The sequence below is a fragment of the Rhodococcus sp. BP22 genome (assembly GCF_014281965.1).
Lineage (GTDB): Bacteria > Actinomycetota > Actinomycetes > Mycobacteriales > Mycobacteriaceae > Rhodococcoides.
On record NZ_JACFTB010000013.1, the window covers coordinates 1 to 26,107 of the forward strand.

At 62.4% G+C, this 26,107-nt stretch carries 5 protein-coding genes; 4 read left to right on the top strand and 1 reads right to left on the bottom strand.

Going from position 1 to position 26,107, the window contains the following annotated elements:
- The first annotated feature begins 10 nt into the window (after positions 1-10).
- Positions 11-6,331 (top strand): non-ribosomal peptide synthetase, encoded by a 6,321-nt coding sequence (locus H2510_RS20375; RefSeq protein ID WP_222438986.1) that lies wholly within the window; start codon positions 11-13, stop codon positions 6,329-6,331.
- A 180-nt stretch (positions 6,332-6,511) separates the two neighbouring features.
- On the opposite strand, the gene H2510_RS21020 is transcribed toward H2510_RS20375, so the two are convergent.
- Positions 6,512-6,643 carry a hypothetical protein gene (locus H2510_RS21020; RefSeq protein ID WP_261393101.1) on the bottom strand — a complete coding sequence of 44 codons (132 nt, stop codon included), beginning with the start codon at positions 6,641-6,643 and terminating at the stop codon, positions 6,512-6,514.
- Between H2510_RS21020 and H2510_RS20380 the strand changes: the two genes are divergently transcribed.
- The 3 genes from H2510_RS20380 to H2510_RS20390 form a co-directional block, all read left to right on the top strand.
- The gene (locus H2510_RS20380) at positions 6,642-14,012 is read left to right on the top strand and encodes a non-ribosomal peptide synthetase (protein ID WP_186630102.1); all 7,371 of its coding nucleotides are present in this window, start codon (positions 6,642-6,644) and stop codon (positions 14,010-14,012) included. The two genes, H2510_RS21020 and H2510_RS20380, sit on opposite strands and share 2 nt — an antisense overlap.
- 436 nt (positions 14,013-14,448) lie before the next feature.
- Positions 14,449-20,364 (top strand): non-ribosomal peptide synthetase, encoded by a 5,916-nt coding sequence (locus H2510_RS20385; protein ID WP_186630103.1) that lies wholly within the window; start codon positions 14,449-14,451, stop codon positions 20,362-20,364.
- Positions 20,365-20,662: 298 nt separating this feature from the next.
- A partial coding sequence (locus tag H2510_RS20390; RefSeq protein WP_186630104.1) for a non-ribosomal peptide synthetase occupies positions 20,663-26,107 on the top strand: 5,445 nt, incomplete at its 3' end.

A 26,107-nucleotide genomic window follows, 5' to 3' on the forward strand; every position in this document is an offset into this window, starting at 1 on the left:
GGCGCAGCAGGTGTCGTACTGGAAAGCGGCATTGGCAGGATTGCCGGACGAGCTGAACCTGCCTACCGACCGATCTCGCCCATCGATTCGCACGTACGAGGGCGGGAAAGTCCCGTTCCGAATCGACGCCGAGCTGCATCGTGCATTGCTCGACGTGGCCCGAACGACGGGCAGCACACTGTTCATGGTCGTGCACACCGCGATGGCGGTGTTCCTCGCCCGCATGTCCGGTACCGATGACATCGCCATCGGTGCGCCTATCGCAGGCCGTGGCCAGTCCGAACTGGACGACATGGTGGGTATGTTCGTCAACACCCTGGTGTTGCGTACGCATGTCGAGTCGGAGCGCTCGTTCGCTGAGATTCTCGCCCGAGCAAAAGAGGCGGATCTGCAGGCATTCGCGCATGCGGATATTCCGTTCGAGCGGCTCGTGGAGGTTCTCAACCCGGAACGGTCGACCACCCGTCATCCGTTGTTCCAAGTAGCGCTCTCGTTCGAAAATCTGCCCTCGACCGATCTTCAGTTGCCGAACCTGCATGTCAGTGGCGTCCCGTTCGAGGCAAACATCGCGAAGTTCGATCTGTCACTCACACTTCGCGAGCACGTCCTCGCTGGTGGCGACCTCGATGGCATCTCAGCCGAGTTCTCCTACGCCGCAGACATGTTCGACAAATCGACTGTGTCCGACTTCGCGGTGAGATTTGTCAGGTTGCTCGACGACGCGGTGGCGGATCTGTCGAAGCCGGTCGGCGATCTAGCGCTCCTGGGTGCAGGTGAGGCCGACGCTCTGACACATGCGCATGGCGGAGCTGTAGCCTCGGCATCGACTCTGCAGGAGATATTGACGGGGGGAGTCGCTCTCGACCCCGAGGCCGTTGCGGTCCGTATTTCGGGTCGGTCGGTGACCTATCGCGAACTGGACGAGACTTCCTCGCAGTTGGCGCGTGCGTTGATCGGTCGCGGAGTCGGACCGGATACTGTAGCTGCTCTTGCATTTTCGCGATCGTACGAAATGCTCGTGTGCGTCTGGGCGGTTGCCAAGGCCGGTGGCGCTCACCTGCCCGTCGACCCGAACTACCCGTCGGATCGAATCGAACACATGCTGTCCGATTCGGCGGCCGTCGTACGCATCACAGCGTCGGCGCACGTCGATGCGTTGCCAGGTGAGAGCTGGATGTTGCTCGACGGCGACGAACTCCGAGAGGAGATCGCTACGCACTCCGCCGATCCGATCACCGATAGCGACCGCATCGCGGCGCTGACGACCGATCACCCTGCCTACGTGATCTATACGTCGGGTTCGACGGGGCTGCCGAAGGGCGTAGTGGTCACCCATGCGAGTTTGCGTGGGGTGCTGGATTCGGCGATCGAGTTGTACGGTGTGACGCCGGAGAGCCGATTCCTGCACATCTGTTCACCCAGCTTCGATCCTTCTGTCCTCGAATGGATGGTCACGTTCGCTTCTGGCGCTCGGCTGGTGATCGTCCCTTCGGACATCATCGGTGGCCCCGATCTGGCCGAGATCTTGGTCTCGGAGAAAGTGACTCACTCGATCATCACGCCCGCGGTACTGGGCACGATGGATCCCGAGGGCATGGACAGTCTTCGGGTTCTCTCCGTCGGTGGCGACGTCACCACCTCCGAACTGCTCGCGCGCTGGGCGCCGGGTCGGCGGTACTTCAACGGCTACGGCCCGACGGAGACCACGATCATCTCTTCGTTCGCCGAACTCGAACCGGGGCGTCCGGTCACCATCGGTGCACCGGTTCGGGGAACCTCGGCGCTGGTCCTGGACAGGCGACTACGGCCGGTCCCGGTCGGAGTCGCCGGCGAGCTCTATCTTGCGGGCGAAGGACTTGCTCGTGGATACCACCAGCGGGGTTCCCTGACTGCAACCAGATTCGTCGCGGACCCATATTCGAATACGGGTGCGCGGATGTACCGCACCGGTGACCTCGTCAGATGGACCGGACCGGAGGTTCGGGAACTCGAGTTCGTCGGACGTTCGGACTTCCAGGTCAAGATTCGTGGTTTCCGCGTCGAACTGGGCGAGGTAGATGCGGCGCTCGCCGCTCACCCGTCGGTGGCGTTCTCGGCCACCCTCGGCAAGGATCTGCCCTCTGGCGCAACGGTTCTGGTGTCCTACGTGATGCCTGCCGTCGGTTCCTCGGTGGATCCGGTTGCAGTGACCGAGTTCGTACGGCGGACGTTGCCGTCGCACATGGTGCCGTCGTCGATCGTGATTCTGGACGAGGTCCCATTGACCCCGGTCGGCAAGCTCGACCGCCGCGCTCTTCCTGAACCGGTGTTCGAAGAGCAGGTGTACCGGGCTGCCGAAACCGATATCGAGGAGATCATCGCCGAGGTCTTCGCCGATGTATTGCGTATGCCGAGGGTCGGAGTCGACGAGTCCTTCTTCGCGCTCGGGGGCGACAGCATCGTCTCGATCCAGCTCGTCTCGCGGGCCAAGGCTCGAGGTATCTCCTTCACTCCGCGTGATGTGTTCGAACGCAAGTCGGTTGCCGGTCTCGCCGAAGTGGCGGTCCGACTCGATGATTCGGATCGTGCCACGGTTCTGTCCGAACTGCCGGGTGGTGGCATCGGTCCGATGCCACTGACTCCGATCATGCGCAAGGTGACGGAGGCGGGCGGGCACTTGGACCGGTTCTCCCAGTCGGTGTCGGTCGGTCTGCCTGCAGAAATCGATCTGGCTCTTCTGACGGCCACCTTGACTGCGATCGTCGATCACCACGACATGTTCAGGGCGGTATATGCGAACGGTGAAATGGCCGTTCGGGAACAAGGCAGCGTGGATGTGGGCGCGGCCATCGACGTGGTTCGCGTGGACGCATCGATATCGGGTCCTGATCTCGAGGCACTGGCCTCCGACAGACTGTCCGCCGCGATGGGGCGTCTGAATCCGGCCACGGGTGCGATGATCCAGTTCGTCTGGTTCGATTTCGACACCGGAACACCCACCGCAAGCAACACCGAAGCCGTCGAGGAGAGTCGGCGCGGTGTGCTGCTCATCGTGGCCCATCACTTCGTGGTGGACGGTGTCACGTGGCGCATCCTGCTCCCTGATCTCGCGGTCGCGTGGTCGCAACTCGCTGCAGGGCAGCAGGTATCGCTGCCGGCCGTGGGCACCTCGATGCGTCGGTGGTCGCATGGACTGATCCAGGCAGCCGCAGCGCCGGCCCGACGTGAGGAACTGCCGATCTGGAAGTCGTTGGCGAACTTCGATGACCCGCTGGTGGGTCGACGGCCATTCGATCCGACGCTCGATGTCGTACGGACCGTCGAGCGTGTCGAGGTAGAGATTTCGGCTGACACGACCGATGCGCTACTGACTCGCGTGCCGCGCCTCTACCGAGGTGGAGTCAACGACGGGTTGCTGGCAACCCTGGCATTGGCAGTGGCGCGGTGGCGTCGAAATCGTGGGATCCCCACCACGAGTGCGCTGTTCGCTCTCGAAGGCCATGGCCGCGAGGAAGCGGTCGTCCCAGGTGCCGATCTGTCGCGGACCATCGGTTGGTTCACGAGTGCTTACCCATTGGTGCTCGATCTGGACGGAATCGACATCGACGACGCGTTTGCCGGTGGTGCCACCGCCGGTGCGACTGTCAAAACGGTCAAGGAGCAAATTCACCGTGTGCCCGATCGCGGGATGGGGTACGGACTGCTGAAGTATCTCGACGACGAGACCTCCGCAGAACTGGAATCGGTCCCGTCCGGTCAGATCAGCTTCAATTATCTGGGTCGGATTTCTTCGTCCGAGATTCCGGCTGAGCTGGCGGACTTCGGATGGGCTCCGACGGGCGCCCTCGGATCTTTGACCGCCTCGATGGACGAAGACATGCCTGCCAACTCGACCATCGATATCAACGCCATCGTCACCGACGGCCCGGATGGTCCGAGATTGGGTGCTACGTTCGCGTTCCCGAACGGGCTTGTGGACCGTGCGGATGTTTCCGAGTTGGCCGATCTGTGGACCGAGGCGATGGAAGCCCTGTCCGATCACAGCCGCACCGCAGAAGCAGGCGGGCTGACGCCATCGGACCTGACGTTGATCGAATCCACTCAGGACGAGATCGATTCGTGGGAGTCTGCCTACCGAGGCGTCGAAGACGTGTGGCCTCTTACTCCGCTGCAGTCCGGGCTGTTGTTCCACGCGATGATGACCGAATCGACGGTGGACGTCTACACGATGCAGGCTGTACTGGACTTGTCCGGTGTCGTCGATACCGATCGTTTGCGGGCTTCCGGGCAGGCGTTGCTCGATCGCCACAGCAATCTCCGAGCCGCGTTCGTCTCCGACAGTGACGGTAGCCCGGTCCAGGTGGTTCTCGGCGCTCTGGAGCTGCCCTTCCACGAGATCGATCTGATGGATGTTGCCGAGGACTCTCGACGCGCGGAGGCGAAGCGGATACTTGTTGCCGCTCAGGCCGAGCGCTTCGATATGTCCGCGCCACCGCTCATCAGGTTCACGCTGATCAAGGTCGCCGCGGATGCATGGCACCTGGGCATCACCAGTCACCACATCCTGCTCGACGGGTGGTCCATGCCGTTGCTCATGCAGGATCTGTTGATGCTGTACGCAGTCCGTGCCGACACGTCGGTGCTGCCCCGAGTACGACCGTTCCGGAACTTCCTGTCCTGGCTCGACGGCCGTGACCGAGAAGATTCGCTCGATCGATGGGCGGCCGCCTTCCACGGGGTGTCGGAACCGACGCTGCTCACCGAAAGCGCACGCCCCTCGGGGGCGGTACCGGGGATCGGCAAGATCGAGGTTTCGCTGTCCGAGGATCGCACTGCCGTGCTGTCCTCGATGGCCTCGAAGTTGGGTGTGACGGTCAACACTGTCGTGCAAGCGGCGTGGGGGATACTTCTGGGGCGTCTCACCGGACGCGCAGATGTGGTCTTCGGGGCTACCGTGTCGGGCCGGCCGGCCGACCTTGCAGGCGTCGAGTCGATGGTCGGACTCTTCATCAATACGTTGCCGGTTCGTGTCGATGTCGGAGACGGGCACTCGCGGGCAGAGACTCTGGTGCGGTTGCAAGGACAGCAGGCGGATCTGCTCGATCATCACTACGTGGGTCTGACCGAGATTCAGCAGCGCATCGGTGTGGACAGATTGTTCGACACGCTCCTCGTGTTCGAGTCCTACCCCATCGACCGCGACGCGATCGCTGCGGCAAGTTCGGTCGATGGCCTTCAGATCACCGGTGTAGGTGTCGACGACGCCACGCATTACCCGTTGACGGTCCTGACGGTCGTCGAGGCAAGACTCGAGCTGACGTTCAAGTACCTGGACACGGTCCTCGACGGTCGGTACGTCACCGATCTGAGTCGGTGGTTCCTTCGGATTCTGGACGCGTTGATCGACGAGCCCACTGCACGAGTGGGGACGATCGACCTTTTGGATGCGAACGAACGAGAGCAGGTCGTCATGGCCTCGACCGACCTGGATTCCGGCACACAGGGTGCGCGTCGATCCGTGGGCTCGGATATGCAGGTGCTTCCTCAGGTCCTCGCGGAGATCGTCGAGGACGACCCGGAGGCACCCGCGATGGTCTCCGGTGAGGATGAGATCAGCTACCGAGCACTCGATGTCGCCTCGTCCACACTTGCTCGATCGTTGATCGATCGAGGCGTCGGACCCGGAATGTCGGTTGTCGTGCATCTTCCTCGTTCGACGACGGCGATCGAGGCATTGTGGGCAGTGGCAAAGACCGGTGCTGCGGTGATTCCTTCGCAGCCCGGATCGCACAGTTCGGTCCCCGAAGGCACCTTCGGTGTCACAGTCGCGCAGTACCGCGACACGGCACCGGCGGGTCCGACCTGGCTCGTTGTCGACGACGCCGAATTCGCCAGAGAAACAGCGTCCCGACCGCGGCATCCGGTCTCGTACTCGGACCGATTGCAGTCTCTGTCCGGAGATCACACGGCTATCACTCTGGCTTCGGGTTCGCTCACTCAGTCGGAATTGATGCTTCGCATCGCGGATTACGCCGATCGATTCGAGCTCGGATACGACACCCGTAGCTTCCACTATGGATCGTTCGATTCCGACGCGTCCGTCTTCGAGGCCTTCGCGGTGACCTCGAGAGGTGGCGCTCTCATCATGGGCGAGCCGAACATCGACGTCTCCTCGGTGGCCGACCTGTTGTTCGACTCGTGGGCGACACACGCGTTCGTGCCGATCGAGGTACTCGAGCAGTCGGGTCCGGAGGATCTCGACGACCTGGTAGTCGTGATCGTCACAGATGGGCCCGCGACGGGTGATGCAGTCGAGGTATGGACGGACGGGCGGACCGTGACTCACATGTGACCCTCGACCTGCGCTGTGGGCTCGTGAGGTAACGGAATACGCCTGAAACCGGATAGATGTCCGAGGCGTGCGAACCCGGTCACGGTCGGCTCGAATCGATCGTGTGGCGGTGAGCTGAGCCGGGCTCGCTAAACTTGCTCTGCGCGTTCTACCCCGGGACGGCCGTTCGACAGTGGGCTGTCAGTTCAGCCATGTCTTTTCGGCGTCTCGGGGAGAGTCCGAGCCGAGACCATCGAACTTTTCGACAACGAAGGTGATCCGCATACATGACGTTCCGTACCCGGCCAGATCGAACACAGGGCTCGACGACATGAGTGCGAGTGAATCCCGCAGTCGGGTCGACGGTGCTACCCGTGGAAGCGGTCGCCGGTCACGAGGAGAACGTCCCAGCCGTCGCCACGGCGTCCGGACAGAGCTACTTCCGCAGCTGCTGACGAGTGCCGTCGAAACAGCAGGCGATTCGATTGCGCTGATGTCCTCAGGAATCTCGCTCAGCTACCGCGAGCTCGACGAACGGTCGTCGAAGCTGGCCAGAGCGCTCATCGAACGAGGGGTCGGTCCCGGCGACCGAGTCGCGCTGGCTCTTCCGAGGTCGGTCGAATCCGTCCTCGCGGTGTGGGCAGTCGCCAAAAGCGGAGCGGCATTCGTACCGGTGGATCCGAATTATCCTCCCGATCGAACACAGCACATGGTGACCGATTCGGGAGCCGTACTCGGTCTCACCCTCGAATCGTTCGCAGCAGGCCTTCCCAGCGGTGTCGACTGGCTCGCGCTGGACGAGCCGAGCCTTGCAGCGGCCGTCGAGAGTTACCCAGCGCACCCGATCTCCTATGCGGATCGGGTGCGACCACTGCTCGAGTCGCATGCGGCCTACATCATCTACACGTCCGGATCGACAGGGCTGCCCAAGGGCGTCGTGGTGACCCATTCCGGTCTCGGACCGCTCGTGGCGGCGGAGCGACCGCACTATGGTCTCTCATCCGACTCTCGGATGCTGCACGTCTGTTCGCCCAGTTTCGACGTGTCGGTCCTCGAATTGCTGCTCGCGTTCACCTCCGGCGCGACGCTCGTGGTGGCTCCGCCGTCGATCGGGGGCGGCGAGGAATTGGCCGATCTGCTCCGTGAGAAGCAGGTCACTCACGTACTCATCACGCCGGGAGCACTAGGTTCGGTCGACCCGAACGGCCTTCCCGACCTCGAAGCGGTCGTCGTGGCCGGCGACACCTTCACCGGTGAACTGGTGACGAGATGGGTCGGCGCCGAACGAGGCGCGGGATTGCCGCAGCGACTGTTCTTCAACGGTTATGGACCTACCGAAGCGACCATCCTGGCAACAAGTACGGCGCCTCTAGTGGTGGGCGAAGCGCCGGTCATCGGCACACCGATCCCAGGTGTCGGTGCATTCGTGCTCGACAACCGGCTCCGTCCAGTTCCGGCAGGAGTCAGTGGCGAGCTCTACCTAGCGGGTGCGCAGCTCGCCGAGGGATACAACAAGCGATCAGCGTTGACTTCGGAACGATTCGTCGCCAATCCGTTCCCCGAAGCGACGGCAACCGGGCAGAATGCCTCGGGAACCGGCACCCGCCTGTATCGCACCGGAGATGTCGTCCGACGTGACTCCGAGGGCATCATCCACTACCTCGGCCGTAGTGACTTTCAGGTCAAGATTCGTGGCTTCCGGATCGAGTTGGGTGAAGTCGACAGCACGCTTGCCACTCATCCGCATGTGCAGTTCGCTGCTACGGTCGGCCGCGAACTTCCGTCCGGCGAAACAGCATTGGTGTCGTACGTACAACCCACTGCAGGTGTGGACTTCGACACCGACGAGCTTGTCGAACACCTCGGCCGCACGTTGCCCGCACACATGATTCCGGCCCAGATCATCGAGCTGGATTCGGTTCCGCTCACTCCGGTCGGCAAGCTCGACCGGGCAGCATTACCGGAGCCGGTCTTTGCCGGCAAGGAATTCGTGGCGCCGGTCACCGAGTTGGAGATAACTGTCGCAGAGATCTTTGCCGAGGTGCTCGGAGTCGAGCGCGTCGGCAGAACCGACTCGTTCCTCGATCTGGGCGGAAACTCCCTCGTTGCAACCCGGTTGGTTGCGCGTCTCGGCGCGGCCCTGGACGTCAAAGTGCCGGTTCCGCTGCTCTTCGGAAATCCAGCTGTCGGTGACCTCGCTCGTGAGATCGAGTTGCGATCACTTGGTGACGCACATGTTGCTCTGGCTCCACGCGACCGGCCCGACCGGATTCCGCTCTCGCTCGCCCAGCAGCGGATGTGGTTCCTGAACAGATTCGATACCGCATCCGCGGTGAACAACATCCCGGTTGCGATTCGGTTGTCCGGCCGACTCGATACGAGCGCGTTGTTCCATTCCATCCGCGACCTGATCGAACGACACGAATCTCTTCGAACGTCGTACCCGGACCACGACGGCGTCGGATTTCAGAGCATCGGTTCCGTGGACGACGTTCTTGCAGAGCTCACTCCGGTCATCGTCGATCCGGATGATGTCACCGCCGTTGTGATGGATACGGTGTCGAGCGGATTCGATGTCACAACCCAAGTGCCCCTTCGGGTGCGGCTGCTCCAGGTCTCGGCCGAGGAGCACATTCTGATTTTCGTGGTACATCACATCTCCGGCGACGGAGTTTCGATGGGGCCCCTGACTCGCGACGTGATGACGGCATATCACGCCCGAACGCAGAACACGGTGCCCGACTTCGCGCCGTTACCCGTTCAGTACGCGGACTACACCCTGTGGCAGCGCGACATACTCGGATCCGAACTAGAGTCGGATTCGGTCATCTCCGATCAGATCGAGTACTGGACGAAGGCGTTGGCGGACCTTCCGACGGAGCTATCGCTGCCGTTCGATCGCCCCCGGCCTGCGGTCGCGTCGAATCTCGGTGCCACACATACGTTCACAATCGATGCCGATACGCATCGGCAGATGCGGTCTTTGGCGACGGCATCGGGCGCCAGCGTGTTCATGGTTGTTCACGCGGCACTCGCCGTGTTGCTGTCACGGCTTTCGGACTCCACCGATATCGTCGTGGGCACACCCGTAGCGGGTCGCGGTGACGAGGCCCTCGACAACCTCATCGGCATGTTCGTCAATACGCTCGTGCTTCGTACCGATACCTCGCCGAACCTCCGTTTCCGTGAACTGTTGGACGCCGCACGTGGGGTGGATCTCGAGGCGTTTGCTCATGCCGATCTGCCGTTCGAGCGGCTGGTGGAGATTCTGGATCCAGAACGAAGTGCTGCACGCCACCCGATATTTCAGGTCATGTTGACCTACCAGAACATGGAGCCGTCTCGGTTCGCCCTGCCGGACCTGACCGTGACGGGCGTGGACCTCGACGTCGCGATAGCCAAGTTCGATCTGCAATTGGCTATCACCGAGATGGCGTCGGACGCTGGTAGCGAAGGCCCGCTGGCTGTCGAATTGACCTATGCGCGTGAGATTTTCGACGACGCAACTGCTGTCAGTTTTGCTCGCCGGCTGACCGCGATAGTCAGCGCAGTAGTCGCGGATGCCGATGTGGTGATCGGCGATATCGAGATCGTGGACGAGGCCGAGCGTGCGGCGCTGAGCGCTGAGGGCACCGAACTCGTCGATGTCGGTGATGCAACGCTCGTGGCGCGCTTCGATGCTGCCGTACGCGCGAACCCGGGGGCGCCCGCCGTCACCAGTGGCGATGTCACCCTTACCTATGCGGAGCTGGACGGCAAAGCAAATCGGATTGCACGGGCGTTGTCGGCGACCGGTGTGCGACCGGAAAGCCTGGTAGCTGTGGCGCTGCCGCGGTCGGCAGATCTGATCGCGGCGATTCTCGGGGTTCTGAAAGCCGGTGCGGGGTACCTCCCGATCGACACGAGCAACCCGCTCGATCGCATCTCGTACATTCTCGGGGATGCAGTCCCCGGTGCCGTGATCACGTCACAGGCGGAACTCGACTCGATCGGCGCGTTCGACTGTCCCATGGTCGACGTCGATTCCGCGTTGGTCACCGAGCTCGACGGATCCGCACTCTCCGGTTCCGAGCTGCCGAGAAGTGCTTCCGCCGACAACGTCGCGTATGTCATCTACACATCCGGTTCGACTGGACTCCCGAAGGGTGTTGCAGTCACCCACCGAAACGTCACAACGCTGTTCGCGGCCGCGGCGCAGCGGTTCGAGTTCAGCAGCGAAGACGTATGGACCATGTTCCATTCCTACGCATTCGACTTTTCCGTCTGGGAGATCTGGGGACCGTTGCTGTCCGGTGGACGGCTGGTGACAGTGGACTACTACACCTCTCGCTCGCCCGAGAAGTTCCTCGAACTGCTCGCACGTGAAAGCGTCACCGTACTCAATCAGACACCGTCGGCATTCGCTCAGCTGGCTGAGGCGGAACGTTCGGCGGGGGACCGTGCACCGTCACTTTCCCTGCGCTACATAGTGTTCGGCGGCGAGGCGCTCGATTTGAGCTCGTTGGAGCGTTGGTATGCCCGTCATCCGAACGGTCCACAATTGGTCAACATGTACGGCATCACCGAGACCACCGTGCACGTGTCCTTCCTGGCTCTCTCGCGGGAGGCAGCGCACAGGGCGCGAGCAAGCGTGATCGGCGACGCGTTGCCAGGGTTGACGGTTCGTGTTCTCGATTCGCGGCTGGGCCTCGCGCCCGTCGGCGTGGCAGGAGAGCTGTACGTGAGCGGCGGACAACTTGCCCGCGGTTACCTCGGCAAGTCGGCACTCACCTCGACTCGGTTCGTGGCCGACCCGCTCGGACCGAGTGGAACGGTGATGTACCGGACCGGCGACCGAGGCCGCTGGAATACTGGTGGACAGCTCGAATATGCCGGGCGCAGTGATTCTCAGGTTCAGCTGCGTGGGTTCCGCATCGAACTCGGTGAAGTCGAATCGGCTTTGCTCCGAGATCCCGACGTCGCCCAGGCGGTGGCGATGGTTCGACGAGACCTGCGTCAGGGCGCCGACACCGAAGGCCGTGCGGGTGAGTCTCTCGTCGCGTACGTCGTGCCCTCGGCTGGAGCGTCCATCGACATCAACCGATTGCGTTCTGTTGCAGCACAATTCTTGACCGCTTACATGGTGCCGGATCTGATCGAAATCCTGGACGAATTGCCGTTGACGGTCAATGGCAAGCTGGACCATCGGGCACTGCCGGTCCCGGTGTACGCATCGGGGTCACCCTTTCGTGCGCCGAGCACACCTGCCGAAAAGGCAGTCGCCGAAGTATTCGCGACAGTTCTTTCCCAGGAGGCGGTCGGGGCGGACGACTCCTTCTTCGAGCTCGGCGGCAATTCGCTCGATGCAACCCGCGTCATAGCCAGGCTGAATGCGGCACTCGACAGTGATGTGTCCGTTCGAGAGCTGTTCGAAGCTCCGACTGTGGCAGCTCTGGCGTCGTGCGCCAGTCGTCATCTCGGTGTAGGTGGCCGAAGGGCGCTGGTTGCCGCCGAACGTCCCGAGCGCATTCCGCTTTCGCTTGCCCAACAGCGGATGTGGTTCCTCAACCGCCTCGATCCAGGCTCGTCGGTGTACAACATTCCACTGGCGATTCGCCTGGCGGGTGAACTCGATCTCGAGGCTCTCGACAGTGCCATCCGCGATGTGATCGACAGGCATGAGAGCCTGCGAACGAGTTATCCGACCGATGCGGACGGCCCATTCCAGCAGATACGCGAAGTCGCCGATGTCGGACTCGACCTCTCACCGATTGCGTGTGCGAGCGAAACCGAACTGATCGACAAGGTTCGCGGCACCATCTCGCGTGGCTTCGACGTGTCCACCGACATACCGGTCAGGGCCGAATTGTTCGCGCTCACCGAAACCGATCATGTGCTTGCAGTATCGGTTCATCACATCTCGGCAGACGGGGTGTCCATGGCACCTCTCGCACGAGATGTGATGACGGCGTACGTCGCACGGATCTCCGGTTCGGCCCCTGCATGGGCTCCGCTGACCGTGCAGTACGCGGACTATGCGCTGTGGCAGCACGATGTACTGGGTGACGCAGAGCAGGCCGACTCGATCGCAGCCGGTCAACTCCGTTTTTGGACGGAACAACTGGTGGGTGTTCCGGACGAGCTGGATCTGTCAACAGACCGGCCGCGTCCGCCCCAACAGTCGATGCGCGGACGATCCTGGGCCACGTCGCTGACTCCGGAGCTGACCGATTCGCTGAACCGGATCGCGCGGGCCAACAATGCATCGTTGTTCATGGTGGTGCATAGCGCGCTTGCAGTCCTGTTGGCTCGGATGAGTGGCGGACGCGACATCGTGATCGGCACTGCAGTGGCCGGCCGTGGTGACGCCGCGCTCGATGGGCTGGTCGGAATGTTCGTCAACACGCTCGCCCTGCGGGTGGACGTCGATCCCGCGGATCGATTCGATGACCTTCTCGACCGAGTTCGGAGCGTCGACCTCGGGGCTTTCGCCAATGCGGACGTCCCCTTCGAGCGGGTAGTCGACGCAGTGTCCCCGACCCGCTCGGTCGCCCGACACCCGATCTTCCAGGTGGTTCTGTCGCTACAGAATCAGGAGCAAGCCACACTCGAACTTCCAGGTTTGTCCATCTCGGTTCTCGACGGCGCCGAACTGGCGGCCAAGTTCGATCTTCAGGTCACGGTCGAACGCGTCGGCGATCGGTTGCGGGTCGTTTTCACCTATGCAACGGACCTGTTCGACGAGGACTCGATCTCGCGCTTTGGAGAGCGTTTCACCCTGGTGCTCGACGCGATCGCCGGCAGCACCGGGGTGATTGTCGGGGACATAGATATCCAATCCGATACAGAGGTCGACCAAGGGCACGTTCTGACAGCCGCACCGTCGGTCGACATCGCAGCAACCGTCGGTGTGGAAGGGACAACCCTCGCTCAGGTGTTGCGCACTGTGGTCGACGAAGACCCCGACGCGCCTGCCATCTCGATCGGCGACGTCGACATCACCTTCGGCGAGGTGGACGAACGGTCGTCGCGGCTGGCACGTGAGCTGATCGCGCGGGGTGTCGGACCTGGGGATGCGGTCGTCGTCGCCATCCCGCGGTCGATCGAGCAGATTGTCACGCTCTGGGCTGTCGCCAAAAGTGGTGGTGCGATAGCCGGCCCCACGTCGAGCAGCGCGGTCCTGGGCATCGTGGCGACAGTAGAGGCGGTCGAGAGTTCGGTCGGCGAGTGGATAGTCCTGAGCGATGACTCGGTGATCAAGACCGTTGCCGAGCGTTCCTCGCGGCCGGTGGCGTATTCGGAACGAGTGCGGCTTCTTCGCCCAGAGGATCCGTTTGCCTTCTTCGATGGAGTCGACCCACCTCTGTCCCACGGCGATGTCGTCACGATCGCAGACTCGCTTCGAGGCCTCCTCGGGGTGACCTTCGAATCGCGTACCTACGGCACCGCGCGGTCCGGCACCAGCTGGTCTCTGCTGGAATGGGCACTCGCGGCGTCAGCAGGCTCCGCAATGGTCGTGTCAGCGCCTGGTGAGTCCGAGGATCCCGAGTCGGTGATCGTCGAACAGTGGGTGACCCATGCGTTCGTCTCTCGTGCTCAGGGTGCGGCCTTGGAAGCGAGCATCGAGGCGGAAGACCTCGTGTCGGTTGTGCTCACCGAGAACCCGGTGGACACGAAGCTTCCGGCGACCGACTCCGCTGCGGGTTGGACGATCTTCGGCTGACGGTCCAGTCGTTGTGCACGAGTGGACCGTCGCTGTGTGTGAAGTCTCGGTGAAAACCTGCACTTGACTTGCTTGTCGCACGTTTGTCGCGTGTTCATCTCTATCTCGGTTCTATTTCGGCCGAGAATGTAGTGCAATACGGTAATAAAAGGCATCGGCATAGTCGGTGGCTTTGACAACCAAAAATAATGCGGGCTTCCGTGCCTGCTCGGAGCATATTTCGAGGCCCGTTGGAATCCGGTGCCCCTGTTCGCGCTTGGCGTGAGTGATGGCAGATCGGTCGGCGCTTGGTAGCCTTCGGAGTAGATTCTGGACTTGCAAAACAGACTTTTCATTTTGATTGGTGCGTAATTTTCCGCTATAACAGCGCAATCACGAAACAATCTCGACGCTGAGTCAGTCCATATCCCGAGCGATTGCGAGGTACTGCCCACCGATGAATGCGACAAACCCGAACCCGGGCGACATCAAATCCGACGTCACCCCTGATCTGTCGGCCGCTGGGACGGCGAGATCCGGTCGATCCAGCGGGCGTGACAAGGGCAGGCGTAAGCCTCGCACTCGTCGGGCGCGCGTTGCTCTCCTGCCGGATTTGTTGGCGGCGGCGGTGGAGCGGAGTCCGGATTCGTCGGCGTTGGTGTGTGGTTCTGCTGATGTGTCGTATCGGGTGTTGGATTCGCGGTCTTCGCGGTTGGCTCGGGTGTTGGTGGCTTCGGGTGTGGAGGTGGATGGGTTTGTAGGTGTGGCGTTGCCGCGGTCGGTGGATTCGGTGGTATCGGTGTGGGGCGTGGCGAAGTCCGGTGGCGCTGTGGTGCCGTTCGATCCGGGGTATCCGGTGGAGCGGTTGGAGCGGATGGTGGTGGATTCGGGTGTGCGGGTGGGTGTGACGGTGCGTGAGTTCGTGGGGTTGTTGCCGTCGAGTGTGGAATGGATCGTGTTGGATGATCCGGCGGTGGAGGCGTTGTTGGCGTCGGTGTCGGGTGAGCCGCTGACATCGGTGGATCGGGTCGGGCGTTTGCGGGCGGAGTCGGCGGCGTATGTGGTGTACACCTCGGGGTCTACTGGAGTTCCGAAGGGTGTGGTGGTGACGCAGGCGGGATTGGCGAATTTCGCGGTGGAGCAGCGTGATCGGTATGGGTTGACGGGGGAGTCGCGGACGTTGCGTTTTGCGTCGCCGAGTTTCGATGCGTCGATGTTGGAGTTGTTGTTGGCGGTGGCGGCGTCGTCGACGATGGTGGTGGCGGAGGCGTCGGTGTTCGGTGGGGTGGAGTTGTGGGAGTTGTTGGTCTCGGAGCGGGTGTCGCATGCGTTCGTGACACCGGCTGCGCTGGCGTCGGTGGATCCGGCGGGGTTGGTCGATCTTCGGGTTGTGGTGGTGGGTGGGGAGGCATGGTCGCCTGAGTTGTTGGGTCGGTGGGCGGTGGAGCGTGGTGTCGGCGAGGGTGTGCGCGAGTTTTTCAATGGGTATGGTCCGACGGAGACGACGATCGCGTCCAATATTTCGGATGCGTTGGTGGCGGGGGACGAGGTGTCGATCGGTGCACCGATCCGCGGGATGTCCGCCGCCGTACTCGATGATCGGTTGCGTCCCGTGCTCGGCGGCGCGAAGGGAGAGCTGTACCTCTGGGGCCCCGGTGTCGCGCGTGGTTACCACAATCGCATGGGGCTCACGGCAGAACGATTCGTCGCCAATCCGCTGGTTGAGGACGGTACACGGATGTATCGCACGGGCGACGTAGTTCGCCGCCTGCCCGACTCGCACGACATCGAGTATGTGGGTCGCAGTGATTTTCAGGTGAAGGTGCGCGGTTTCCGGATCGAGCTGGGTGAGATCGATGCTGTCGTGACCTCGTACCCGGGGGTCGAGTTCGCGGTGACGGTGGCGCGTTCGGGGGAGCAGGGAGTGGCGGGTGCAACGGTGTTGGTGTCGTATGTGTTGCCTGCGGTGGGTTCGGATCTGGATGTGATGGACATTCGGGGGTGGGTGAAGGAGCGGTTGCCGCGACACATGGTGCCTTCGCAGGTGATCGTCCTCGATGAGTTGCCGTTGACTCCGGCGGGCAAGTTGGACCGTGCCGCTTTGCCGGAGCCCGTCGCTGTGGTGCGGGAGTTCCGAGAGCCGGTGTCGGAGTCGGAGCGGGTGGTGGCGGGTGTTTTAGAAGATGTGCTCGATGTGGATCGGGTGGGGCTCGATGACGACTTTTTCGAGTTGGGCGGCAACTCACTCATCGCAACCCAAGCGGCATCGCGATTGAGTTCGGCGCTCGGGCGCGCGGTGTCGGTCCGAACTCTGTTCGAGAGCTCGTCCGTGGGGTCACTCGCCGCATCGGTGGAAGATGCATCGGAGATCGATCTGCGACCAACGCTGACGAAGACCGAGCGCCCTTCTCGAATTCCGCTGTCCCTTGCGCAGCAACGGTATTGGTTCCTCAATCAGTTCGACACCTCGTCGGTGGCGGACAACATCCCGATCGCGGTGCGGCTGTCGGGGGCTCTCGATGTCGCGGCACTTCAGGCCGCCGTCGCAGACGTCGTCGACCGGCACGAGGTACTTCGGACCTTGTACCCGAACGAACCGCTTGGTCCCTCGCAGTCGGTTCTGCCTGCAGTGAGCGCCGTTCCCGACTTGACGCCAGTGTCAGTGCGTTCCGAGGACGTCCCATCCCGTGTGCGCGAGGCAGTGACGAGGCAATTCGACGTCACCGAGGCTCCACCGGTGTTTGTCAGGCTGTACGCCGTCGACCAGGCGAGCGGAGAGTGCAACGGTGAGTACGTGCTGGTGATCGTCGTACATCACATCAGTGCGGATGGATCCTCGCTCCCAGTGCTCGTACGGGACGTCATGCTGGCATATTCGGCGCGTGCGGCCGGACATGCTCCGCAGTGGTCGCCGTTGCCGGTGCACTACGCGGACTTTGCTCTGTGGCAGCGCGAGGTGCTCGGAGACGAGTCCGATCCCGACTCGATGCTCAGTACACAGATCGCATACTGGCAGGAGCATTTACGCGGAGTCGCTCCTGTGCTGGATCTGCCTACCGATCGGCGCCGACCCGAACAGCAGTCGTTTGCAGGCGCGGCAGTGCGTACGACCCTCACCGAGGAGGTACACCGAACTCTGGTCAGTGTCGCGCATGCGAACGAGGCCTCACTGTTCATGGTCGTCCACACTGCTTTGGCCGCATTCCTGAGCCGGATGAGCAACTCCGGCGACGTAGTGGTCGGTACTCCCATTGCGGGTCGCGTCGATCAGGCGCTGGACGGACTCATCGGCATGTTCGTCAACACCCTCGTGCTCAGGACTCAGGTCGACTCGAGTTCCAGCTTCCTCGAGGCGCTCGCCGACGTACGGGAAGTGGATCTCGCGGCATTCGCGCATTCGGATGTGCCCTTCGAGCGCGTCGTCGAAGCCATCAATCCACCGCGATCCTCCGAATACAGCCCACTTTTTCAGGTCGGCTTCTCGTTTCAGAACATCGCACAGGAGTCGCTCGAGCTTCCGGATCTGGCAGTTCGGCCGGTCGAATTCGAATCGAACGTTGCCAAGTCCGATGTGCACTTCACTATCACCGAAAATCCGGCACGGAGTGGCGATTCTGTGTTCGGTATCGAAATAGCATATGCCACAGATCTTTTCGATGAGAGTACGGCACAATCGATGCTCGATCGATTCGTACGCGTCCTCGACGCTGTGGCCGCAAATCCCATGGTGCTGATCGGCGACATCGAACTGATGACCGAGCCCGAACGTCGATCGATGGTGTTCTCCGCTGATCGGACGGCGCATCCGGTCGGTGAGTCGACGTTGATGTCGATGTACGAGGCGAGAGTGGCCGAAACCCCGGACGCCGAAGCTGTTGTTGCCGAAAATCAACGGTTGACGTTTCGACAGTTCGATTCGCGGGTCAACGCGACGACTCGATACCTGATCGATCGTGGAATCGGACCGGAGTCGAGTGTCGCACTGTCGATCCCACGAGGTGTCGACCTGTTGGTGGTTATGTATGCGGTAGTCAAGACCGGTGCCGCTTATGTTCCACTCGATAGTGAGCATCCGGCCGATCGCAACGCCTACATCGTCGATACCGCCGCGCCTGCGCTTCTCGTCACCGGTCCGGGTGACAGCGGGGACTGGCAGAGCACGGCGCCGACGGTGTCGGTGGACGAGATCGACTCCTCCGAGTACTCCGACGGCCCCATCGGCGACTTCGAGCGCACCGCGCCGGTGCGACCGGACAACACGGCTTACGTCATTTTCACCTCGGGCTCGACCGGAAAGCCCAAGGGAGTGGCGGTCTCCCACCGAGCGATCGTCAATCAGTTGCAGTGGCTGCGTGCCAACTTCCACACGGGGCCCGGCGATGTCGTGCTGATACATACCGCGGTCACGTTCGATGTATCCGTGTGGGAATACTGGGGTGCGCTCGCTGCAGGAAGCGCGGTGGTCATCGCCGCTCCCCGATCACATCCGGATCCTGTCTATCTTCTCGGCTTGATGCGTTCGGAGAATGTGACGACCCTCGGTGTGGTGCCGGCGATGCTGAACACCCTTTTGATGCAGGCCGAAGGTGTACTGCCTCGATCGATCGAGCGCGTCTACGCGATCGGGGAGGAACTCGCTGCAGGCCTTGCCCAATGGTTCCGCCGAGGCAACGAGGGAAAGCTCTTCAATCTCTACGGGCCGACCGAGGCGGCGGTGTCGGTGACCTGTCACGAGGTTGTGTCGGAAGATATCGGCGGCGTGCCGATCGGCCGGCCGATGTGGAACACCGGCACTCTCGTGTTGGATTCGCGAATGAACCTCGTCCCGGCAGGAGTCGGCGGAGATCTGTACCTCACCGGCGTCCAATTGGCGCGCGGCTACACCTCACGAATGGCACTGACCGCCGAGCGCTTCGTCGCCGATCCGTTCGGACCGAGCGGGTCTCGAATGTACCGAACCGGTGATCTCGCCCGATGGAATCGCGAAGGTGAGCTCGAGTACCTCGGTCGATCGGACGAGCAGGTGAAGGTACACGGCTACCGGATCGAGCTGGGCGAGATCGAGTCGGTACTTCGCACCCACCCTGACGTGACCGAGGCAGCCGTCGTCGCGCGAGAGGACGGAAATTCGGGTCACCGGCTGGTTGCCTACGTCGTTCCGGGGGCAGATCGATCGATCGATCGAGACTCGCTGCAGGCGCTGGCAGCCGAGGAGTTGCCGTCGTACATGAAGCCCGCAGCCATTGTCGTTCTCGATCGACTTCCATTGAATCCGAGCGGCAAGGTGGATCGTCGGGCCCTTCCCGATCCCGTATTCGACAAGGTGCACTACAAGGCGCCGAGCAGTGAGACCGAAGCTCTGGTTGCACGGGTGTTCGCCGATACTCTCGGCACCGAGGACGTCGGCGTGGATGACGACTTCTTCGATCTCGGTGGCAACTCGATGGTTGCCGTCCGAATGGTGGGCGCGCTGAGTTCGGCGGTAGGTCACGATGTACCTCTTCCCTGGGTTTTCGGAAGTTCGACACCCGCAGAGCTGGCCGCACGCATCGACCGCGAACCGGCGACGTCGAGTGCCGGACGCGTTACCGGCGGACCACTCGACGTTCTCGTCACGCTCCGTGAGGGAAGCGCGGACCAGGCGCTTTTCTGCTTCCATCCGATCACGGGCACCGCGTGGGCGTTCGCAGGATTGGCGCCGCACCTCGATGCCGATCGGCCTGTCTACGGTCTTCAATCTCCAGCTCTGTCCGGTGCTGCACTCCCGACCTCGATCGAGGACTGGGCCGAGCTGTACGTAAACGAGATTCGCGCCGTACAGCCGGTCGGGCCCTACCACCTGCTCGGATGGTCGATGGGTGGTGTGATTGCGCACGCAGCTGCGGTTCGGCTTCATACCTTGGGGGAGAGCGTCGAGACGCTCGCCGTGATGGATGCGACCCTCGGTACGGCCGAAGGTCGTACGACGGCGATACCGACAATGGCCGATCTTGTGGGTGAGTTCGGTGGGGAAACAGATCGCGATGTCGCAGATTTCGATGTACAGGCCGCGGTGGATCTGGTTGCGACCCTGCCGCCACCTTTCGACTCGTTGACCCGAGAGCGGATCGAGATCATTTTTGGCGGGATTCGGCACTCCGCCGAACTCCTGGAGGCATATCGGCCGAGTAGCTTCGACGGGGATCTGCTGTACTTCACCGCCGAACTTGACGACCCCTCGGGCGAGTCGGGCGCGTCTACCTGGAAGTCGGCTGTCGACCCCGAAAATATCGTCAACTACCCAGTGGAGACGACCCACTGGAAGATGGCCTCGCACACATCGTTGGAGTTGATCGGACCGATACTGAACAAGTGGGTCCTCGGCGGTCGCTGATCCAACAGGTGACGTTATCCACGACCTCGCGGAGACGGCACCTACCTTGGTGAATCATCTGAGCGAATGATTTACCCGGTTATAACGGGCCTCGCGCCCGGTTCGGTCCTCGGTAACGTCTGCCCGTCGTGAACGATGGGGTATACATGGACGACAATTTGTCGTTATATACCTGTACGAGGCGACGGCAGGAACTCGGTCTTTTCGAGTACTCGGCTTGTCCTCGGATCGAGATCAAAGGGTGAGTCTTGTTCAAGTCTGAGTTGTCGGTTTCCGTGCACGTCGAAGTCGAGCTTCGATGAGTGGCGACGGCCAGAACAGCTCGGCCAGTACCACCTCTCCAGGAACATCCCGCTCGACGGCACGGCCTCGGCGAACTCCGCGCGTCCGACGCCCGCGCATCCCACTTCTCCCCGACATTTTGCTTGCTGCGGTCGAGTCCGATCCGTCGGCTTCGGCACTGTCTTTCGAAGGAACAGACCTCTCGTATGCCGAGGTGGACGCCTGGTCGAGCCGTCTGGCACGGGCTCTGATCGGGCGCGGCCTCGGCGCCGACGACGTTGTTGCAGTCGCGATGACTCGGTCGGCTTCGTCCGTTCGATCCGTGTGGGGTATCGCCAAATCGGGCGCCACCTTCCTGCCGGTGGACCCCAATTATCCTGCCGATCGCATCGAACACATGCTCACCGATTCGGGCGCTCGCTTCGGTGTGACCGTGTCGGAATTCGTCGATGCTCTGCCAACGTCGGTGGATTGGCTCGTCCTCGACGACCCGGCTTCCGTTGCCGAGTTGGGCGGCAACGACGACTCGCCGGTAATGGCAGCCGACCGCGTGCGGCCACTGCACGCGACGCATGGCTGTTACATGATCTACACCTCGGGTTCGACTGGAGTGCCCAAGGGTGTGGTCGTCACCCATGCGGGTCTGAGCGATCTCGCCGTCGAGTTGCGCGAGCTTTACTCCCTCACGAGCTCGTCGCGAACCCTGCACTTCGCGTCACCCAGCTTCGACGCTTCGGTATTCGAACTGCTCATGGCAGTGACGGCGTCGTCGACGATGGTTGTCGCACCTCCTTCGGTGTACGGAGGAGTGGAGCTTGCCGAGCTGTTGCGAGAGGAACGAGTCACTCACGCGGTCATCACGCCCGCTGCACTGGCGTCGGTCGATCCTGCAGGCTTGGTCGATCTCGAGATGGTTCTCTCGGCGGGCGAGGCGTGTCCGCCGGAGCTCGTGAGCAAATGGGCCGTGGATCGGCCGGCCGGCCGGCGAAGGTTCTTCAACGGCTACGGTCCGACCGAAGCCACAATCATGGCTACGTGCAGTAGTGCATTGGACCCAGGCTCGACGGTATCGATCGGCGGCCCCATCCGTGGAATGTCGGCGGCTGTTCTCGACGACCGGTTACGACCGGCGATTGCAGGTTCCAAGGGTGAGCTGTATCTGTGGGGTGCAGCACTCGCCCGCGGCTACCACGGCAAGGAGGCGCTCACAGCCGACCGCTTCGTCGCAAACCCGTTCGCAACCGATGGTTCGCGGATGTATCGCACCGGAGACATCGTCAGATGGCGTCACTCTTCCAACGTCCTCGAATACTCCGGACGCAGTGATTTCCAAGTCAAGATCCGCGGATTCCGTATCGAACTCGGCGAGATCGATTCTGCACTGACGGCACACAGTGGAGTCGATTTCGCGGTAACCGTGGCACGCGAGGGCGTCGGCGGTGCAGCAGGCGCAGGAACAGAATCCGGCGGCGGTGCGGGTTCGGCCATGCTCGTGTCCTACGTCCTCGCGGTAGAGGGAGTGGCGTTGAGTACGGCGGACCTGACGCAGTTCGTCGCCGACAAACTCCCGCGGCATATGGTCCCGACGGCGATCGTGTTGATCGACGAGCTTCCGCTGACACCTGTGGGCAAGCTGGACCGAGCTGCACTGCCGGACCCGGTTCTCCTCGCACGCGAGTACCGCGCCCCCGAGAGTCCGACACAACGCGTCGTAGCCGGCGTCTTCTCCGAGTTGCTGGACCTACCCCGTGTCGGTCTGGACGACGACTTCTTCGAGCTCGGTGGAAACTCGCTGATCGCTACCCAAGTGGTCGCGCGTATCGGTGCGGCCCTCGACACCACAGTGCCGGTCCGCTCGCTGTTCGACTATTCGTCGGTAGTTCGCTTCTCCGAGTCGGTCGATGCGCAGAACAATGTCGGACACCGAACACCCTTGACCGCACGCTCACGTCCGGAGCCGATCCCTCTCTCGCTCGCGCAGCGGCGAATGTGGTTCATGAACCGGTTGGAGCCGGAATCGGCGATCAACAACCTCCCCCTCGCGGTGAGGCTGACGGGCGAGCTGAACGCGGCGGCCCTGTCGCAGGCGGTGTTCGATGTCGTGAACCGACACGAGACACTGCGAACGTACTACCCAGAGAAGAACGGTGACGGCCATCAGGTCGTCCTCGACGCCGTGGATGTCGCTCCCCGGCTCGTACCTGTTCCTGTGGCCGACTCCGAGATTGTCGGTGTGCTGCAGGCCATGACCCTGGCTCCGTTCGACCTCACCACCGAAGTTCCCCTGCGTGCGCAGCTGCTGGCGATCGGCGACGGGGATTACGTGCTGGCGCTAGTCACCCATCACATCACCGCCGACGGTGCGTCGTTGGCTCCGCTGACGCGAGACCTGATGACGGCGTACGTCTCTCGTGCTGCAGGCATCGAACCGGCGTGGACGCCCCTGCCTGTTCAGTACGCGGACTACACGCTGTGGCAGCACGAAGTCCTCGGGTCCTCCGACGATCCGACGTCGCAGATCGCCGTACAGGAATCGTTCTGGAAGTCCGAGCTGGAGGGAATCCCGTCACAGCTGGACCTACCGACCGACCGGCCACGCCCGTCGGTGCAATCCAGTGCGGGCGGCACCGTGAATTTCGAAATTTCCGGCACCACGCACAGAGCACTTCTCGAACTCGCCAAGTCCAAGAACGCCACGTTCTTCATGGTCGCCCATGCGGCGCTGGCTGTTCTGCTTGCTCGGTTGTCCAACGTCGACGACGTCGTCATCGGCGCGCCGATCGCGGGTCGCGGGGACGAGCAACTCGACGATCTCGTCGGAATGTTCGTCAACACCCTTCCGCTGCGAACTCGATTGGACCCGACCGAGTCCTTCGTGGATCTATTGGGGCGGGTGCAGGAGTCGGATCTGCAAGCATTCGGCCACGACGCGGTTCCTTTCGAACGGCTCGTGGAGGTGCTCGACCCTGAGCGCTCGCCTTCCCGACATCCGATCTTCCAGGTCGCGATCTTCCTGCAGAACATGGCACAAGAAGGTCTGGAACTTCCGTCTCTCGCGGTCACGCCAGTGCCCATGGACGGCGCTTTGGCGAAGTTCGATTTGCAGTTCACTCTCGCCGGCGCGGATGCCAGGCACGGTGCAGGCGGTCCAATTGCCGCCGAAATCACCTACGCAACAGCACTGTTCGACGAGGAGACGGTACAGTCCCTTGCTCGTCGGTACTGTCGGATTCTGGATGCTATCGCCGCCGATCCAGTCGATCTGGTCGGTGATCTCGATCTCCTCGGCGACGCCGAACGCCGAATGTTGCTGCGTGATTGTAACGACACCCACCACGAACTTACGGGCGAGTCGAACTTGCTGTCGGAATTCGATGATCGTGTAGTCAGCCACCCAGACCAGATTGCTGTGATCTTCGAAGATCGATCCCTGACCTACCGGGAGTTCGACAGTCGTGTCGATTCGCTGGCACGAGCGCTGATCGCTCGCGGAATCGGACCCGAGGCGCGCGTGGCCGTCGCGATCCGGCGATCGCTGGATCTGGTCGTCGGTATCTACGCTGTACTGCGTGCTGGGGCAGCGTTCGTTCCGGTCGATCCGGACCACCCCGAAAGTCGCGTTCGGTACATCGTGGAGGCAGCCGGTCCCGCCTGTGTGCTCGTGTCCGGCGACCACGATCGTGAACTCTTCGGCGATGTCGCGATCCTCGACGTCACCGAAGTCGACACTGTTTCCGGAGAGCACAGCGCGACTGTCACCGACTCGGGCCGCGTCGCTACGTTGACGCCCGACAACACTGCCTACGTCATTTTCACCTCGGGATCGACCGGCAAGCCCAAGGGTGTTGCCGTCTCACACCGCGCCGTCGTCAACCAAATGGCATGGATGCGAACGGAATACGGCCTCACCGCGGCGGACGTGTACCTGCAGAAGACCGCAACCACATTCGACGTGTCGCTATGGGGATTCTTCCTCCCTCTCCAGGTAGGTGCGTCGCTCGTGCTCGCTACCCCGGACGGACACCGCGACCCCGCATACATCGCAGATACCATCGCGGAGCATTCCGTCACGCTCACCGACTTCGTGCCCTCCATGCTGACAACGTTCACGGCACATGCCTCGGGACTTTCCTGCAGGAGCCTCAGGCACGTCTTCGTCATCGGCGAGGCATTCCCGCTCGAAACTGCGAACGCATTCCGTGCGATCTCCTCGGCCGGTCTACACAACTTGTACGGCCCGACCGAGGCTGCAGTGTCGGTGACGTATTGGGAGTCGACCACTTCGGACAGCGGCACCGTTCCTATCGGCAGACCCGAGTGGAACACGGCAGCACTCGTTCTCGACTCCCGGTTGCGGACCGTTCCGGCGGGCACAGCAGGCGAACTGTATCTCTCCGGAGTTCAACTGGCCCGTGGGTACCTGGGTCGACCCGATCTGACCTTCGACCGATTCGTCGCAGACCCGACCGGAGCCCCGGGGACGCGTATGTATCGGACGGGGGACCTTGCTCGGTGGCGCCTGAGCAAGAATGGTGAGCCGGGCGTCCTCGAATACATCGGACGCACCGACTTCCAGGTGAAATTTCGCGGCCAGCGAATAGAACTCGGCGAAATCGAGACGGCACTGCTCGCGCACCCCACCATCAACCAAGCCGTCGTGCTCGTCGTCACCGTGGCCTCGAGCGATCATCTCGTCGCATACGTCGTTCCGAGACCAGGTATGTCAGTGGACGTCGCCCTGGTCCGGACCGATCTCGGCCGACTTCTTCCCACCTACATGGTCCCTGCGGCAGTTGTCGTTCTGGATGCGTTCCCGCTGAACTCGAGTGGAAAGCTCGACCGGAAGGCGCTTCCCGAGCCCACCTTCGAGGCGCGGGAATTCCGGGCGCCGACCACGCCGGTCGAAGAGATCGTCGCATCGACGTTCGCGGAGGTACTGCGTATCGATCGTGTCGGGCTCGACGACGACTTCTTCAGCCTCGGTGGCAATTCGCTGATCGCTACGCGAGTAGTTGCCAGACTCGGTCAGGCCCTCGACTCCCGTGTGCCGGTGCGATTGTTGTTCGAATTCTCTGTAGTCGAAGACCTTGCTGCTCGGATACAGGGCGAAGTAGGAACCGCTGACAGGTTGGCTCTCGAGGCCCGCCCGCGTCCCGAACACATTCCGTTGTCGTTGGCGCAGCAGCGGATGTGGTTCCTGAACCGCTTCGACGGCGCATCGGCGGCCTACAACATGCCATTGGCAATTCGCTTGTCGGGCGAGTTGGATGTGGCGGCATTGCAGGCGGCGGTGAGCGATGTGGTCGCCCGTCACGAATCGCTCCGTACGGTATATCCCGAGGTCGACGGAGTGCCGGTGCAGGCAATCGTGTCGGCGCACGATGTCGCTCCGTTACTCGATGTCGTCGTAGCCGGCGAGGATGGGATAGCAGACGAGGTCCGCAGACTGGCGACCACCGGT

What these genes read in the sequence shown, in the direction of transcription:
- H2510_RS20380 (WP_186630102.1), top strand. Translation starts at nt 6,642, where the DNA reads ATGAGTGCGAGTGAATCCCGCAGTCGGGTCGACGGTGCTACCCGTGGA.
- H2510_RS20385 (WP_186630103.1), top strand. Translation starts at nt 14,449, where the DNA reads ATGAATGCGACAAACCCGAACCCGGGCGACATCAAATCCGACGTCACC.
- H2510_RS21020 (WP_261393101.1), bottom strand. Translation starts at nt 6,643, where the DNA reads ATGTCGTCGAGCCCTGTGTTCGATCTGGCCGGGTACGGAACGTCATGT.